14 protein-coding genes and 1 pseudogene are annotated in these 16482 nt (G+C 66.2%); 10 read left to right on the forward strand and 5 right to left on the reverse strand.

What is annotated here, in order from left to right; genetic code table 11:
* Both JWN03_RS12260 and JWN03_RS12265 read right to left on the reverse strand, forming a co-directional pair.
* Positions 1-330, reverse strand: a 330-nt coding sequence (locus JWN03_RS12260) for a DUF3556 domain-containing protein (RefSeq protein ID WP_297613853.1), incomplete at its 3' end; no start/stop codon positions are given.
* 34 nt (positions 331-364) lie between these two features.
* Positions 365-1822 (reverse strand): class I adenylate-forming enzyme family protein, encoded by a 1458-nt coding sequence (locus JWN03_RS12265; RefSeq protein WP_297613854.1) that lies wholly within the window; start codon positions 1820-1822, stop codon positions 365-367.
* A gap of 169 nt (positions 1823-1991) precedes the next feature.
* Here JWN03_RS12265 and JWN03_RS12270 point away from each other — a divergent pair, with 169 nt between their 5' ends.
* From JWN03_RS12270 to JWN03_RS12305, 8 genes and pseudogenes are all read left to right on the forward strand, one after another.
* The gene (locus tag JWN03_RS12270; RefSeq protein WP_297613855.1) at positions 1992-3269 is read left to right on the forward strand and encodes a PucR family transcriptional regulator; all 1278 of its coding nucleotides are present in this window, start codon (positions 1992-1994) and stop codon (positions 3267-3269) included.
* 82 nt (positions 3270-3351) lie between these two features.
* Positions 3352-4080, forward strand: a complete 729-nt coding sequence (locus JWN03_RS12275; protein ID WP_297613856.1) for a hypothetical protein — start codon at positions 3352-3354, stop codon at positions 4078-4080.
* Positions 4074-5765: a PHA/PHB synthase family protein gene (locus JWN03_RS12280; protein ID WP_297613857.1), complete on the forward strand. Its 1692-nt coding sequence runs from the start codon at positions 4074-4076 to the stop codon at positions 5763-5765. The genes JWN03_RS12275 and JWN03_RS12280 overlap by 7 nt, the downstream gene beginning before the upstream one ends.
* Before the next feature lie 10 nt (positions 5766-5775).
* Entirely contained in the window at positions 5776-6228 is a 453-nt protein-coding gene (locus JWN03_RS12285) for a MaoC family dehydratase (RefSeq protein ID WP_297613858.1), read from the forward strand.
* A gap of 73 nt (positions 6229-6301) precedes the next feature.
* Positions 6302-7129, forward strand: a complete 828-nt coding sequence (locus JWN03_RS12290; RefSeq protein WP_297613859.1) for an alpha/beta fold hydrolase — start codon at positions 6302-6304, stop codon at positions 7127-7129.
* 5 nt (positions 7130-7134) lie between these two features.
* Positions 7135-8319 (forward strand): acyl-CoA dehydrogenase family protein, encoded by a 1185-nt coding sequence (locus tag JWN03_RS12295; protein WP_297613860.1) that lies wholly within the window; start codon positions 7135-7137, stop codon positions 8317-8319.
* 154 nt (positions 8320-8473) lie between these two features.
* Positions 8474-9277: pseudogene (locus tag JWN03_RS12300) on the forward strand (dolichyl-phosphate beta-glucosyltransferase); the annotation flags it as partial.
* A gap of 77 nt (positions 9278-9354) precedes the next feature.
* Entirely contained in the window at positions 9355-10107 is a 753-nt protein-coding gene (locus JWN03_RS12305; protein ID WP_297613861.1) for an AAA family ATPase, read from the forward strand.
* A 117-nt stretch (positions 10108-10224) separates the two neighbouring features.
* On the opposite strand, the gene JWN03_RS12310 is transcribed toward JWN03_RS12305, so the two are convergent.
* The 3 genes from JWN03_RS12310 to JWN03_RS12320 form a co-directional block, all read right to left on the reverse strand.
* Entirely contained in the window at positions 10225-11775 is a 1551-nt protein-coding gene (locus JWN03_RS12310) for an FAD-dependent monooxygenase (protein ID WP_297613862.1), read from the reverse strand.
* A gap of 229 nt (positions 11776-12004) precedes the next feature.
* Entirely contained in the window at positions 12005-12214 is a 210-nt protein-coding gene (locus tag JWN03_RS12315; protein WP_441342974.1) for a hypothetical protein, read from the reverse strand.
* A gap of 582 nt (positions 12215-12796) precedes the next feature.
* A complete protein-coding gene (locus JWN03_RS12320) occupies positions 12797-12970 on the reverse strand; it encodes a CsbD family protein (RefSeq protein WP_297613864.1) in 174 nt (57 codons plus the stop codon).
* 133 nt (positions 12971-13103) lie between these two features.
* On the opposite strand from JWN03_RS12320, the gene JWN03_RS45470 reads away from it, so the two are divergent.
* Positions 13104-14018, forward strand: a complete 915-nt coding sequence (locus tag JWN03_RS45470) for an NYN domain-containing protein (protein ID WP_366914390.1) — start codon at positions 13104-13106, stop codon at positions 14016-14018.
* A 114-nt stretch (positions 14019-14132) separates the two neighbouring features.
* Positions 14133-16482 (forward strand): ATP-binding response regulator (locus JWN03_RS12335; RefSeq protein ID WP_297613865.1); only part of this gene is annotated, 2350 nt, incomplete at its 3' end.

Raw genomic sequence — 16482 nt, forward strand, 5'->3', positions numbered from 1 at the left:
CTTGCCCGCCAACGGCCCCCACGAGCCGGCAATGCCGATGGTCTCCAGCAGGACGGTCCACAGGATCGCCTTCTGGTAGACGATGGGCTGGTTCCACCACTGCCCGACATGCCAGAAGGCGGGCAGATGCGAGGTGGTGGTGGCGACCACAATGCCGCCGAGTACGTACAGCACGATCAGTTTCAGAATGTAGATCGTATGCACCATGCGCGGTGAACCGAAGCCGTGTTCGGCCCAGTTGACCGCGAGTATCCGCATGCGCTCCATGAGCGGCAGCCGCAGGAAGACCTCCGGCTCGACGGCGGGAAGATCGGGGCTGATGAATCCCATGATGGTGCTCCTGTCCGGGGAAAAGGGTGGGGGTTCAGTGCGTCTCGGCGTCGAGCAGACGCAGCGCGGGTTTGTCGATCTTGCCGACGGCATTCTTGGGCAGCTCGCCGAGAATTCGGATCGACACGGGCAGTTTGTATTTCGCCAGGCAGGTGCGGGCGTGCTCGCGAATCGCGGTGGCGTCCAAGGCCGAACCGCCGGTGAGGGCGACGAACAGGATCGGCTGCTCGCCGTAGACCGGATCGGGCCTGCCGACCACCGCCGCCTCGGCAATGTCCGGCAGCTGATAGACGACGGTCTCGATCTCCTTGGGGTAGATGTTCTCGCCGCCGCGAATGATCATGTCCTTGGCCCGATCCACCAGGACGAGATAGCCGTCCTCGTCGAAGCGGCCGATATCGCCGGTGTGCAGCCAGCCGTCTACGATCGTGGTGGCGGTCGATTCCGGCCGGTTGAGGTAGCCGCGCATGATATTCGGGCCGGCGATCAGCACCTCGCCGCTCTCCCCTGCAGGCGCATCACCCCCATCGGCGCCCAGGATGCGGATGCGCTGGCCAGGCAGCGGTAGGCCGACCGTGCCCGGCTTCCGCTGTCCGGCAACCGGATTGAGGGTGCTGGCGCAGGTTCCCTCGGACAGCCCGTAGCCCTCGACGATCGGAATGCCGTACCGGTCTTGGAATTTGGCGAGCAACTCGACGCTCGCCGGTGCCGCCCCGCAGATCCCGAATCGGACCGAGGACGTGTCGGGGCGAACCTCCGCCGGCAGATTGGCCAGCATGGTGTAAATGGTGGGAACTGCGGAGAAGTAAGTAGCGCGGGTACTTTCGATGCTGCCGAAGAACGTTGCCGCGTCGAAGCGTCCCGCGACTGTGGTGCGCCCGCCCGCCAGCAGCGGTGACAGCACCCCGACCACGATCCCATTGACATGGAACAGGGGCAGGATCAGCAGGCTGTGATCGGTCTCGGTCAGCGCGAGCGCGTCGATCACCATGTCGCACATGGCCAGCAGATTGGCGTGATCGAGCATGACGCCCTTGGGCCGTCCGGTGGTTCCGCTGGTGTAGATGAGCAGGGCCAAGGCGTCCGCGCTCGCCTCGACCGGGACGTCCGCGTCGATCCGGCCCGCACGCAGTTCCCGGACCGGTACCACCGCGCGCACCGGACCGTCGAACGCCCGGTCGGTGATCAAGACTTTCGCTCCGGCATCGGCCACCTGATAGCCGACCTCGGCGGCGACGAGCGCGGGATTCACCGGCGTGACCGCCGCACCCAATCGCCACGCGGCGAAGAGCGCGATCACCAGATCAGCGGTGTTCGGCAGCATGACCGCGACCACGTCACCGGTCCCGACGCCGTAACCGCGCAGGGTGGCCGCGGCACGCCGAACGGCCTCGAGGAAGCGCGTGTTGTTCAGTGCGATGCCGTCGTCGGTGAGGGCCGGACCGTCCGGGCGGACGGCGGCTCTGCGGTCCGGCAGTGCCGAGAGATTCATGAGCATGTCCTTGCGGGGAGGGGAAACGATGGCGCTAACGGTAGAAATCCCAGGTCCCCGTGCCACCGTCGTCCGTGAACGAAGTTCGCACCCGCCGTTGTCTCGGGAGGACAAGAGCCGTCCCGGCGAATCCGCAACCACGGTCGCGAGACGGATCTACCGTGGAGGGGTGACGATTGCGCGGCGCGACAGCGACGTCGCGGTGGACCGCTATGTGGAATCGATCGCCGCGCGGATGAATGCGCGGGTGACCCAGGTCAGTGCGGCCATTCGCACCGCGCTGGAGGAGGATATCGCCGATCTTCGCGGTGACCCCCGCACGGCGGATCTGCTCGGCGCGAGCGTCGAGGCCAATGTCGAGACCCTGCTGCACGCCCTGCGCCACGATATCCCCGTCGAGCGCATCCAGGCGCCGGGGGCCGCCGTCGAATATGCCAGACGCCTTGCACAGCAGGGGATTCCGTCCAATGCCCTGGTGCGTGCCTATCGTCTCGGGCAACGCCGCCTGACCGAGATGGTCTTCGCCGAACTGCACGAGATGGCCATCCCGGCGGACGACCGGGTCACCGCCATCGAGCGGATCACCGGAATTCTCTTCGACTACATCGACCGGATCACCGAGCAGGTCATCGTCATCTACGACGATGAGCGTGAGCGCTGGCTGGAGAATCGGAACAGCCTGCGCGCATTACGCATCCGCGAACTGCTGACCACCCGCAAAGCTGTCGACGCCGACGCGACATCCACGACAATCCGGTATCCGCTGCGCTGGCATCATGTCGCTCTGGTGCTGTGGTATCCCGAAGCCGAGGACGATGAGATCCCGCGGCTGCAGCAGTTCGTCCGCGAGCTCGCCCAGGCGCTGGACACCGAGGCGGCGCCGCTGTTCGTCGCCACCGATCCGGTCTGCTGCTGGGCATGGCTGCCTTATCGCTCAGATCCCCGCGACCTAGCCCCGCGCATCCGGTCCTATGCGCTGGCTCAGCCCGGATCGCCCGGTATCGCAATCGGCCCGGCCGGGTCCGGAATCGACGGATTCCGCGCCTCGCACCGCCACGCCGAGCGCGCCCAGGCGGTGGCGCTCGTCCGCGATCTGCCGAATCCGATTCTGGCCGCCTCGGATCCGGGTCTGTCGACCGCGGCGCTGCTCGGCGGCGATCTTGCCGAGACCCGCGACTGGGTGTGCGAGGTGCTCGGAGACCTGGCCTCGGATACCGAGAACGACGAGCGGCTGCGCGAGACCCTGCGCGTATTCCTGCGCACGGGTTCGAGTTTCAAGGCGGCGGCCGGCGAGCTGGATCTGCATTTCAACTCCGTGAAGTACCGCGTCGGCCGGGCCGTCGCGCGCCGCGAGCGGCCGATCACCCAAGACCGGCTCGACGTCGAGGTCGCACTGCTGGTGTGCCACTGGTACGGCAAGGCGGTGCTGCGGGCGCATCCGGCCTGATCGCGCCGCGGACAATGACCGGCCGGTTCTTCGTCCCCGCGAGACAATGGCAATCGGTCGCGAGCGGCCTACCTTTCTGGCCATGAACAGCGGCCCGACACCCTCGGAGATCGGCACCACGGCGGGTGCACCGGCCTGCCCCACCGATCAGCTCATCGACGAGTTGCTGCACGGCCGACTGTTCGACGAGTGGAGTGTGCGGGAGGCCGCCGATCATCTGCGGCTCCCCTCCGCAGGCCCGTTCGTGGTGGTCGCGGCCCAGGCTCCGGCGCTCGGAGTCGTGGCGCTACCGGAGATCGAGTTCAAACTGCGCAGCCTCGACGTCTTCTCGGCCTGGTGGCTGCTGCCGGAGCAACATATCGGCATTGTGAGCTTCCGGGCAGAGACGCAATTGACGAATGCGCTGGCCCTACTGTCCCGCGCCGCGACCGCGCGGGTGGGGGTGAGCCCCCGCTTCGATGATCTCCGCGATACCGCCCAAGGGCTGCGCTATGCGCGCATCGCCCTGCGCGGGCGCGGGGAATCAGGTGAACTCGTATCGGTCTTCGACAGCTCGATACTCGGCAGCGCCGCCGTGAGTGCACCCGAGGTGACCACCAAACTTGTTGCGCCCCTGTTCGATTCCTTCGACGAACTGGCCGATGAGGAGCGGGAGGTGCTGTTCGAGACCTTCCGGGTCTGGGTGCAGAACGACGGCTCGCTGCGTGCCACCGGCGAATTGCTGTTCTGCCATCCCAACCGGCAAGATCCTGCGCCGCGCGGTGCAGCAACCCGAATTTCCCGAATTCCAGGAGAAGTGAGCACATGGTGACGAATTCCGACCACGCGGACGAACTGGCCGCACCGCTGGATCTGCTGCTGACCAGTTCGGCCATCGGCATCGGCCGCCGCATGCTGCCCAATAATTCCTGGAGCCGGTTGGCCGTGCAGTTGGCCCGCCGCCCCCGCGCGGTCGGCGGGCGAGTGTCACACCTGGGACAGGAACTGGTGGATATCGCACGCGGGCGGTCGGAGCGGGCTCCGGCCAAGGCGGACAAGCGGTTTGCCGATCCGGCCTGGCAGGGCAATGCGCTGCTGAAGCGCAGTATGCAGGCGTACCTGGCGGCCGGCGACACCGCCGAGAGCCTGCTGTCCGACGCACATCTGGACTGGCGTGACGACGAGTGGATGCGGTTCGTGGTCGACAATGTGCTGGAAGGTCTGTCGCCGAGCAATAATCCGCTGCTCAATCCACTGGGGTGGAAGGCGCTGATCGATACCGGCGGACTCAGCGCGGTGCGCGGGCTGCGGCACTTCGCCGGTGATATGGCCAGTGCGCCACGGGTTCCCGCCATGGTCGAGGCGGACGCGTTCACCCTCGGGGTGAATGTCGCCGCCACACCGGGATCGGTGGTGCTGCGCACCGAGGTCTTCGAGCTGATCCAGTACACGCCGCAGACCGAGCAGGTGCGCACCATTCCGCTGCTCATGGTGCCGCCGGTGATCAACAAGTACTACGTCATGGATATCGCGCCCGGTCGCAGCATGATCGAGTACTTCCTTTCCCAGGGCCAGCAAGTGTTCGCCATCTCATGGCGGAATCCGAATGCCGCGCAACGGGATTGGGGATTCGATACCTATGGGCAGGCCATTATCGACGCGCTGGACGCCGTCGAGCGGATCACCGGCTGCGAACGCACGCATCTGCAGGCGTCGTGCTCCGGCGGCATTCTCGCGGCCATGACCGCGGCGCACCTCACCGAGATCGGCCAGGATCACCGGCTGGCCGGGCTGACGCTCATGGTGACCGTGCTGGATCAGAGCCACGCCGGATTCGCCGCGGCCGCCATCGATGAGGAGACCGCCAAGATGGCCATCGCGGTCTCGGCGCGCAAGGGTTACCTCGACGGCCGCGCGCTCGCCGAGGTGTTCGCCTGGCTGCGGCCCACCGATCTGGTGTGGCGGTACTGGGTCAACAACTACCTGCAGGGCCGCGCGCCGGCGGCGTTCGATGTGCTGTTCTGGAATGCCGATACCACCCGGATGGCGGCGACACTGCACCGCGACATGGTCATGCTGGGCGTGCACAATTCGCTGACCGTCCCGAATTCGGTGAGCATGCTCGGCACACCCGTCGATCTGTCCAAGATCACCGTCGACAGTTATGTGGTCGCCGGGCTGGCCGATCACATCTCGCCGTGGCAGGCCTGCTATCGCAGCGCTCGCCTGCTGGGCAGCAAGGATCTGCGGTTCGTCCTGTCCACCAGCGGCCATATTGCCGCACTGGTCAATCCGCCGGGGAATCCCAAGGCCGCCTACCGCATCGGGGAGGCGGACATCGCCGATCCGGGCGCATGGGTCGAAGCCGCACCGCCGCAATCGGGTTCGTGGTGGCCCGACTTCGCACTCTGGCTCGCCGACCGCAGCGGACCGCGCAGGGATGCGCCCGCCGCCCTCGGAACTGCTGAGCTGCCGCCCTTGCAGCCCGCTCCCGGAAAATACGTGCTCGCACACTGAAAGGTCCGCCATGACAACACAACTCGATACTCCGGCCGATCTCATCGGGCTCGCCGGACAGCAGCTCGGCACCACCGAGTGGATGGAGATCACCCAGCCGCAGGTCGATCGGTTCGCCGAGGCCACCGGCGATCAGCAATGGATTCATACCGATCCGCAGCGGGCGGCCGCCGGGCCGTTCCACGGGACCATCGCGCACGGGTATCTCACGCTCTCGCTCGCACCGGTGGTCATCTCCGATGTGCTCGAGATCCGTGAGCTCACCGCGGCGTTGAACTACGGCCTGAACAAGGTGCGCTTCCCCGCACCCGTGCCGGTGGGTTCGAAGATTCGGGCGGTGGTGACGCTGAATGCCGCGCAGCAGAAGACATCCGGGGTGGAGGCGGTGTTCGGTCTCACCTACGAGATCGACGGCGGTACCCGCCCGGCCTGCGTCGCCGACGTCGTGGTGCTCTACCCGTGAGCGAGCTTGCGAGCGAACCATGGGCACAGCGCGCCGCGCGCACGGTGGAGCCGAGCGCCAGCGAGGTGGAGCCGTGAGCGCGCCGGTGCCCGCCGATGCCGCCGAGGAGCGACTGCTCGCCGTACTCGGACAACAGATCCGAGTGAGCGTGCGCTGGGGCTCCGGCGTTCCGCTGGTGCTGTGCAATGGCATCGGGGCCGCGCTGGAGGTCTTCGATCCGTTTGTCGCCGCGCTGGATCCGGAGACCACGGTGGTGCGGTTCGATGTGCCCGGCTCCGGTGGATCACCGAATTCACCACTGCCGTACGGGTTTCCGTACCTCGCCGCAGTGCTTCGGGAAGTCTTGCGCAAACTCGGCATCAACGGGCAGGTCGACGTGCTCGGCCTGTCCTGGGGCGGTGCGCTGGCCCAGCAGTACGCCTTCCAGCATCCGCGCCGGTGCCGCCTGCTCGTTCTGGTCTCCACCGGCACCGGTGTGCTCATGGTTCCGGGGCGGCCGCCGGCACTGCTGAAAATGCTGACCCCACGCCGCTTCCTGGATCACCGATACGCCGCGGGCATTGCGGGCGAACTCTACGGCGGCACCGTCCGCCATGACGCCGCCATTGTCGAGCAGCTGTTCGACCGGCAGTTGATGGCCGGATCGCGCATCGGCTATCTGCATCAACTGCTGGCCGGATCGGTGTGGACGAGCCTGTTCGCACTGCCGCTCATCCGCCAGCCCACGCTGATCCTGGCCGGCACCGACGATCCGATCATTCCGGTGGTCAATGCCCGCATCATGGGCCGGTTGCTGCCGCATGCGACCGTGCACCTGCATGCGGGCGGGCACGTCGACCTGATCACCAATGCCGGTGCGCTGGCCCCGGTCATCGAAGACTTCCGCACCGAGAGAAACTAACGGCCATGAGCACCTCCCCCGCCATCGACAGCGCCGACTTCTACGCCCTCGAAGACCTGCTCGACGACAGCGAAGCGAAAGTCCTGCACCGGGTCCGGGAATTCATGAAGACCGAGGTGGAGCCGATCATCAACCAGCACTGGCAGCGCGGGAGCTTCCCGTTCGAGATCGTGCCGGGCTTGCGGCAACTCGGGATCGCGGGACTGCCGTATCAGGGATTCGGTTGTCCGGGAAGGTCTTTCCTGCTCGACGGCATGGTCGCGATGGAGCTGGCCCGCACCGATCCGTCCATCGCCACCTTCGCCGGCGTGCACGGCGGGCTGTCCATGGGCTCGATCTACCTGTGCGGTGACGATACCCAGCGCGAACGGTTCCTGCCCGCTATGGCGCGGCTGGAGACGATCGGCGCCTTCGGGCTGACCGAACCGGAGGTCGGGTCCGGGGCGTCCGGCGGTCTGCGCACCACCGCGCGGCGCGAGGGGGATACCTGGGTGCTCAACGGGGACAAGAAGTGGATCGGCAACGCCACCTTCGGCGATCTCACCGTCATCTGGGCCAAGGATGTCGCCGACGGCCAGGTCAAGGGTTTTGTGGTCGCCAATAACAGGCCCGGGTTCCACACCGAGAAGCTGGAGGACAAGATCGCGCTGCGGGTGGTGCAGAACGCGCTCATCACCCTCACCGATGTCCGGGTGCCCGAGGCCGATCGGCTGCAGCACGCCGATTCCTTCCGCGATACGGCCGCCGTGCTGCGCATGACGCGCGCGGGCGTGGCCTGGATGGCGGTCGGCTGCGCCCGCGGCGCCTACGAGAACGCCCTGCAATACGCCCTGGAACGCGAGCAATTCGGCCGCCCCATCGGCGGATTCCAGCTGGTACAGGATCTGCTGGTGCGCATGCTGGGCAATATCACCTCGTCCTGGGCGCTGTGCGCACGCCTGTCCCAGCTGCAGGACCAGGGCCGCGCCGAGGACCGCCACTCCTCGCTCGCCAAAGCCTGGTGCACAGTCCGCATGCGCGAAACCGTCGGCTGGGCACGGGAATTGATGGGCGGCAACGGAATCCTGCTGGAGCACAATGTCGGCCGCTTCGTCGCCGACGCCGAAGCCATCTACTCCTACGAGGGCACCCGCGAAATGAACACCCTCATCGTGGGCCGCGCCATCACCGGACTGAGCGCATTCGTCTGATACAGCCGCCGCCCCGATTGTTCCGCCCGCTACGGCGTCCCGACCGAAATCGAGGCCTCGATCTGCTGGAAATGCGCAGAATCCCACCGCAGTCACAGGAATCTGGCAGCCACGACGCAGCACTGCTGTAGGTGGGTGGCCGAATGTAGTCGGTATGACACAGCTGCTGATCGCCCCGACGCGCATCGCACAGACGATTGCCGCCCCGGTCCTCGATATCGTCATCCCCGTCTACAACGAGGAGCGCGGTGTGGCCGAATGCGTGCATCGGCTGCTGACTCACCTGGACAAAGGGTTTCCGTTCTCGGCGCGAATCACCATCGCCGACAATGCGAGCACGGACTCGACATTGCAGGTCGCACAGCGGCTTTCGGATGAGTTCGAGAATGTTCGTGTCATTCACCTCGACGCCAAGGGGCGCGGGCGGGCGCTGCGGACGGCGTGGCTCGCCTCGAACGCCGAGGTTGTCGCCTATATGGATGTCGACCTGTCGACCGATCTGAATGCGTTGCTGCCCTTGGTCGCTCCGCTGGTCTCCGGGCACTCCGATCTTGCCATCGGCACGCGGCTGCATCGGAAGTCCCGGGTGGTGCGCGGGCCGAAGCGGGAGTTCATCTCCCGCTGCTACAACCTGATTCTGAAAGCCGCGCTGCGAGCGCGGTTCTCGGACGCGCAGTGCGGGTTCAAAGCGATCCGCACCGATATCGCCCGGCAGGTGCTGCCGCTGGTGTGCGACGGTGAATGGTTCTTCGATACCGAACTGCTCGTCATCGCCGAACGGGCGCGGCTGCGGATCCATGAGGTCCCCGTCGACTGGATCGACGATCCCGACAGCCGTGTCGACATCATCGATACCGCTCGCAAGGATCTGCAGGGCGTGTGGCGAGTGCGCCGCGCCATCGCCACCGGCACGCTGCCCTTGCCCGAGCTGCGCCGGACCGTCGGCCGCGAACCGCTCCGCAACCTGGCGGACACCCACGCCTTCGCGGCCTGACGAACGCCGAACTGTCGGCTGCATGTGAGACAGTTCCGGACATGGCAGGCGCACAGACCGGTGGTGGATACCTCCGCGCAATGCGGCTCGAACGTGGCACCGACCCGGACGAATACCCGTTCTCCCTCCCCGCGGTGCAGTACCTCGGCCAGGCCGGCGGTCTGACCCTGGCGCCCGGCGTGACATTCTTCGTCGGCGAGAACGGCAGTGGTAAGTCGACACTGGTAGAAGCGATGGCCGTAGCCGCCGGAATGAATCCGGAAGGCGGCAGCCAGAACTACCGCTTCACGACCCGCTCGACCGAGTCCGTACTCGGCGAGCACCTCGTACTCAGCTGGAGTCCCCGCAAGCCGCGAAGCCGCTTCTTCTTACGCGCCGAGTCGTACTACAACGTGGCCACCGAAACCGAGGCCCTCGGCCCAGAGCAGTTGGCAGTCTTCGGCGGAGTCTCGCCGCACCAGCGCTCCCACGGCGAATCCTTCGTGGACCTCATGCGACATCGTTTCTATCCGAACGGCCTGTACCTACTGGACGAGCCCGAGGCCGCACTCTCACCCCGAGCCTGCATGGCAGTACTCGCAATGCTGTCGGACCTGGTAGCCCAGCAGTGCCAACTGGTGATCTCCACCCACTCACCGATCCTGCTGGCCCTACCCGGCGCGACAATTTACGAGATCTCCGAAACCGGCGACATCAACACCGTCACCTACGACGAAGCCCTCCCGGTCCGCCTGACCAGAGACTTCCTGGCCGACCCGAACCGCTACCTCCGGCACCTCGTCGACCGAGACTGACATCGTCCAGGAACTGAGGGCGGAGGCTTCTCGGCGTTTGCCGCCAACAGTTCTTGGCCGAGATTGTTTCTCCTGCAGGAGAGGGGAACTCCGGGGTGGCGCTCCGACCCCAACGGGTTACCGGATGTTCGGCACTGTCGACTTCACGGGGGCGCCGAACCAGACTGTGAGTGCTTCTCGCAGTGCGGACGTGACGGTATCTGCGGGTTCGTCAATGGTTGCGGCCCAGGCGATGTGGGCGTCCGGGCGGATCAGTAACGCGTCGGCCGGTCGGTGATCGGTTGTGGCAGAGATGATGTCGATGCGGTGCTGCCAGTCCCGGGCGATCTCGCGGAGGTCCGGGCGATCGGCGAGGTCGAGGAAGACCGGGCGGGCGGTGCGCATGAGCTCGGCGACGCTGGATGCGCCCTCGTCGGTGCGTAATGCGAGGTCGGGGGCGAAAGTGCCGGCCAAGGTGCGATCGTTTGAGCCGGGTTGCGGGTAGCGGATGTCGGCACCGGCGATCAGGGCCCCCACTCGGCGTAGTGCCGATTCGTCGACAAGCAGTTCTTGGAAGACTTCCCGAAGTGCTTCTGCGGCAGGGTCATCACCGCGCCGCAGCGCAACCTGGGCTCGAGTCTGGAGCAGTGCACGTGCGCCGGCGAAGTGGCGTTCGTCGTGATAGGTGTCCAGGAGCCCGGTCGGCGCCCAGCCGTGCATGTCCGCGGCCAGCTTCCAGGCGAGGTTCACCGAATCGAGCATGCCGAGGTTGAGCGAGACACCGGTGGCGGGCAGCAGGTGCGCCGCGTCGCCGGCCAGCAGAATCCGCCCGTCGCGGTACCGCTGCGCCTGCCGATCCTTGAAGGTGAAGCGCGACAATCGGATCGGGTCACCCAGCGGGAGATCGGCACCGAGCACGCGGCGCACACTGTCCCCTAGTTCCGTCAGGGTCATCGGCTGGTCGTCGTCGTATTCGGCGGACTCGTCCTCGGTGGTCGAGAGGAACATGCCGTCGCGGGTGACCGCGTACGCGAATACGCCGCGGTCTGTCCGGGTGAAACCGGCGCGGATTCTGCCCAGTCCCGGGGCCTCGATATCGCCATTGTCGAATACGATCACCGAATCCGGCACCGCAACGTGACCGACCCTGTTGACCTCGGGATATGTGGTGCCGGGGAACGGGATTCCCGCCAAGTCGCGAATTCGGCTGCGACCGCCGTCGCAACCCACCAGGTATCGAGCGGTCACCCGGTACGTTCCGTCCGGCCCGCGCACGTCCACGGTCACCGCGGCCTCGTCCTGGCTGACCCCGACCACGTCATGCCCGCGGCGGATATCGGCGCCGAGTTCGGCGGCGCGTTCGGCGAGTACGCGCTCGGTGTCCACCTGCGCGATCGCCACCGCCTGCATCGGCGGATCCACCAGGTGCCGGAGGTCCACATGCATTCCGCCGAACGGGAATCGGGGCGGCGGGTGGGGATCACTGCCAGCTGCTTCGAATCGATCCAGCATGCCTCGGTAGCGCAGCAGGTGCAGGATCTGCCCGCCGATTCCGCTGGCCTTCGGGGTGTCCCGGGGCTCCGCGTGCCGCTCCAGCGCCACCGGCCGCACCCCTGCCAGGCCCAGCTCACCGGCCAGCATCAGACCGGCCGGACCGGCGCCCACGATGATCACGTCGGTGTCAGTCACACGCATTTCGCTCCCCATATTCGCAGTCACTGGCTTCGGCCAGCGATTCTGCAGCAGTACCGGGGTCTTGCCGCAAGCCCCCGGGTGCGCTATATGTTGAGGGTGGGAAGGGGTGAGTTCTCCCCTTTCCCACAATCGTCTGCTCTGGACCGACAAGCCCTGATTCCGAGTGCGGCCGACCTGGCAGGTCGGCCGCGGCTCAGCGAACTACGTTCAGCGCGAGGCCATCTCACTGGCTCGGTTGCGGCACATCGACATGGCAGTTCTCGACCTTCGGGTTCATGCCGAGATAATTCAGCGGACCGGCGATGATGGTCACGGCGATAGTGCCGGTGCTCGCGCAGTTCGTCGGCGCATTGTCGTAGTAGTGCCGCTGTCCCGCAGCGACAGCGCCGATGATCAGCCACACGAACAGCACAAGTGTGACAACACTGGAAATTGCCGAGCGGCTGCGACCACGGTATCGCAAGTCATCGTTGGCGTAAGTTCTCATTTCCGGTCTCCGTTTCTTCGGATTACCCACCTCTGGGTGCGGCGCTCCCACCAGCCGCTATACCCGGGAGGACGCCGTCGAAACGGCATTTCGCAACAGCTTTGGAATCTCCCGATTTGTTTCGAAGTGATAGAAAGGGGAAGTCCCGTCTTGCCCGACTGTCCGGCGCGAACGTCATGCGCACAACGCAGGAGATGGCTAGAAGTGAGAAGAGACATGCCGACCGCACGTGGGATCCAGGGAAGAGGGCAGGTAGCTGACACCGGCACTCGAGCCGATGTCAGCTGGCCCGAGCCGAGCCCCTTGGAACTTTGGTGGGAGCAGGTGATGTATCCCGACGGGGCCACCTCGGCACCGTCGCAGGCCTGAAACAGGCACCGCCGCCGGTGACACCGGTGGCACCAGCAAATTTTCGAAGTTTCCGATATTTTCCGAATTTGACGCCAGTGGTCCCGCCCGGATTTCCGGGCGGGACCACTGCAATTCGTAGGTCTTCAGCAGCCCTCAGGCCGCGCTTTACAGCGATGATCAGTCGCGGAAGGCGTCCTTAACCTTCTCGCCCGCATCCTTGAGGTTCGACTTGATCTGGTCGGCCTTGCCTTCGTGCTGAGTTTCCTTGTCGCCGGTCGCCTGGCCGAACTTTTCCTTGGCCTGGCCAGCGATGTCATCGACCTTGTTCTTGGCCTTGTCGGTCCCACTCATATCGATGTCCCTTCCTAGGCTGACCGGTCTGCTCGATCCGGCCGGTCCCATCTGCAATTGCCGGATAGGGCCGAATGAAACACTCGCGGAGAGATACGCCACTGTTGACGTGACATCGGGAATAGGAGGGTTCATGGCAATCGGTGACAGGGCGCGGCCGCGGATCGTGGTCGTCATAGGCGTCTCCGGATCGGGGAAATCCACCCTCGGTGGCGCGCTCGCGGTCGCGCTGGGCTGGGACTTCTTGGAGGGCGACGACCTGCACCCGGCGGCGAATATCGCGAAAATGGCGGCGGGCCAACCGCTTACCGACGACGATCGGCGGCCGTGGCTGGAGGCCATCTCGCAGTGGATGTCCGGCCAGATAGCCTCGGGACGATCCGGCATAGTCACCTGCTCCGCGCTGAAGCGCTCGTATCGAGACATTCTGCGCCACAGCATGATCGACCATCCCGAAGGTGTCCTCACTTTCATGTACCTGTCCGGTTCCCGTGACCGGCTCGAACACCGTCTCGCGACCCGCACGGACCATTTCATGCCGCCCGGCCTGCTGGACTCCCAACTCGACACCCTCGAAACCCCCACCGCCGACGAAGAAATCATCACGATCGAAATCGGGCCTCCGCCAAGTGAAATCGCTGCCACCGCATTGGCCGCGATCGGCGGCGTTCCCCTGCTCGTGGTCGACGCGGCGAACGTCGTCGGTTCCAGGCCCGACGGCTGGTGGCGCGATCGTGCCGGTGCGGCACGGCGATTGCTGCTCCAGCTCGCCGCGGCCCGCAAGCGCTTGCCCTCGGAGGTCGTTGTCGTGCTCGAAGGCGGTGCCAAGTCCGCGGTGACCGGTGAGCAGGATCCGGAATTCGGCGGCCTGCGGCTGGTGCTGGCAGCGGGCTCGGGCGACGACGCTATCGTCGATGTGGTCGCGAACGCCGGAAACCGCAGGTCCATCACCGTTGTCACCGCCGACCGCGGACTGCGTGCACGTATCGAGGCACTCGGAGCCACCGCCGCAGGCCCGCGCCAGTTCCTCGACGAGATCGAATCCTAGTGCGAGGCAGCGGCGGCCGTTCTCCGCTGACCCGCACTGATAGCGTGGCAAGCTATCGCTCAGGCCGTGGACCGGACGAAACGGGCAGTCAGAACGAAGAGAGAGGACGCCGCGGTGGTTGGTCTTGCGGGCGATTCCTCCTCCGGCGACGGTCCGCTATTTCCCGCCGAATTGCTCGCGATCGACGGCGGTAGTCCGCTCAATCGATTACTGGTGGATGCCGACTGGTCAGCGACGGCGCTGGGCCCGGTCGAGGACTGGCGTCAGGAATTGCGCACCATTGCCGGCGCCTGCATGAACTGCCCGTTTCCCATGATGATCATGTGGGGGCCGGAACTGGCCATGATCTACAACGATGCCTTCGTCCCGATCCTCGGCGCCAAACATCCCGCGCTCGGGCAACCGTGCGCCGAGGTCTGGTCCGATGCGTGGCCGGTGGTCGGCGACATGATCGGCAATGTCATCAACCGCGGCGAATCCACATACCACCAGGACCTGCCGATGGTGCTGACTCGGCACGGCTTCGACGAATCGGTCTATTTCACCTTCGCCTACAGCCCGATTCGCATTGCGGGCGGCGGGGTGGGCGGGGTGCTCACCGTGGTCACCGAGACCACCGCGCAGGTGCTCGGCACACGTCGCCTGCAAACGCTGCGCGAGCTGGGCGAGGCCCGTTCGGCGCAGGTCGCCGATGTGGGCGAGGCCTGCCTCGCGGCCGCGACGGTGCTCGACGCGCACCGGGAGGACGTGCCGTTCGGCGCCATCTACCTGCTCGGCGCGGACGGCGAGCGAGCCGGCATCATCGCTTCCTTCGGATCGGACTCGTCGATCACCAGCCCGCTGCCGGACATGATCTCCGCGCACACCGACACCGGCTGGATCTGGCAGACCGCCACCACCGGCATCCCGCACACGAGCATCAGGCAGACACCGGATGCTGTTGCGGCACAGGGCAATATCTCCTATACCACGGTAGCCCTGCCGCTCGCCGCCACAGCGCTCGAGCGACCACGGGGTGTGGTGGTCTTCGGTGTCAGCCCGGATCTGCTGTTCGACGAGGCCTACCGCGGATTCCTCAACCTCGCGGCCGGTCACCTGGCGAATGCGATAGCCGACGCCGAGGCGCAGGCCGAGCAGGTGCGCCGCACCGAGGAACTGGCGGAACTCGATCGCGCGAAAACCCAGTTCTTCACCGGCGTCAGCCACGAATTGCGGACACCGCTGGCATTGATCACCGGACCTGCCCAGGACGCGCTCAGCGATGTCCGGTTTCCGCTGCTGCCCGCACAGCGCGACCGAGTGGAAATCATCCGGCGCAATGCGGGACGCTTGCGGCGCATGGTCGACACCCTGCTGGATTTCAGCCGGATCGAGGACGGCCGCCTGATCTGCGAACCGATCGCGGTCGACGTAGACGCGCTCACACGCGGGATCGCGGAATCGTTCGCGCCGGCGCTGAACCGGGCGGGACTCGAGTTCGTCATCGACTGCCCGGCCGGTCATCGAGCGGTGCTGATCGATCCGGCGCTCTGGGAGCGGATCGTGCTGAACCTGCTGTCCAATGCGGTGAAATTCACCTTGGCGGGCGAAATCCAGGTCAGTCTGCGGATTGTCGACGACATCGTGGAACTGGAAGTACGCGACACCGGCGTGGGCATACCGCCCGCCGACCTCCCGCATATTTTCGAGCGATTCCGGCAGGTGCGCGGCACGCACGGACGCTCGCACGAGGGCTCCGGTATCGGGCTGGCCCTGGTTCAGGAACTGGCTCAGCTGCACGACGGCTACGCCGAAGTCGCGAGCGAGGCCGGTAAGGGCAGCGTTTTCACCGTCCGTGTCCCCGCCCGCTTCACCGAAACTCCCGCCCGCTCGACGCCCACCCACGGCGTTGTCGACGATTACGTCGCCGAGGCTCTGCAGTGGCGGTCACCCGATTCCGGGAGCGAAGACACTCCCTCGGCGCGCAACCCGTCCGACGGCGATACGGTGCTCGTCGCCGAGGACAATGCCGATCTCCGGATGTATCTGGCGGGCCTGCTCGAGCCCACGTACACCGTCACCGTGGCCGCCGACGGCAATGAAGCACTGCGGCAGGCCCGGGAGCTGCGTCCCGACCTGGTCCTCGCCGACGTCATGATGCCCGGCCTGAATGGGTTCGGCCTGCTGCGCGCGCTGCGCGCCGACCCCGTCACCGCCGGGACACCCGTGGTGTTCCTGTCCGCGCGGGCCGGTGAGGAAGCCGCCGCCGAAGGCTTGGCGGCCGGTGCGGACGACTATCTGACCAAACCGTTCTCCTCCACCGATCTGCTGGCCCGGGTGCGCTCGAACCTGAAGCTCGCGCGCCTGCGCAATCACGAATCCGCCTGGCGCACAGCCCTTGTCAATGCGATGCAGGACGGATTCTTCGTTGCCGACGCCGATCTCACGGTCCTCGAGATCAATGACGGCTTCACCCAGCTACTCG

The sequence above is a fragment of the Nocardia sp. genome, from assembly GCF_025465275.1.
Taxonomy (GTDB): Bacteria; Actinomycetota; Actinomycetes; order Mycobacteriales; family Mycobacteriaceae; genus Nocardia.

Excerpts from the sequence above, each read along its gene's own strand:
- JWN03_RS12320 (WP_297613864.1), bottom strand. The coding sequence starts at position 12,970 with ATGAGTGGGACCGACAAGGCCAAGAACAAGGTCGATGACATCGCTGGC.
- JWN03_RS12285 (WP_297613858.1), top strand. The coding sequence starts at position 5,776 with ATGACAACACAACTCGATACTCCGGCCGATCTCATCGGGCTCGCCGGA.
- JWN03_RS12265 (WP_297613854.1), bottom strand. The coding sequence starts at position 1,822 with ATGAATCTCTCGGCACTGCCGGACCGCAGAGCCGCCGTCCGCCCGGAC.
- JWN03_RS12295 (WP_297613860.1), top strand. The coding sequence starts at position 7,135 with ATGAGCACCTCCCCCGCCATCGACAGCGCCGACTTCTACGCCCTCGAA.
- JWN03_RS12305 (WP_297613861.1), top strand. The coding sequence starts at position 9,355 with ATGGCAGGCGCACAGACCGGTGGTGGATACCTCCGCGCAATGCGGCTC.
- JWN03_RS45470 (WP_366914390.1), top strand. The coding sequence starts at position 13,104 with ATGGCAATCGGTGACAGGGCGCGGCCGCGGATCGTGGTCGTCATAGGC.
- JWN03_RS12280 (WP_297613857.1), top strand. The coding sequence starts at position 4,074 with ATGGTGACGAATTCCGACCACGCGGACGAACTGGCCGCACCGCTGGAT.
- JWN03_RS12275 (WP_297613856.1), top strand. The coding sequence starts at position 3,352 with ATGAACAGCGGCCCGACACCCTCGGAGATCGGCACCACGGCGGGTGCA.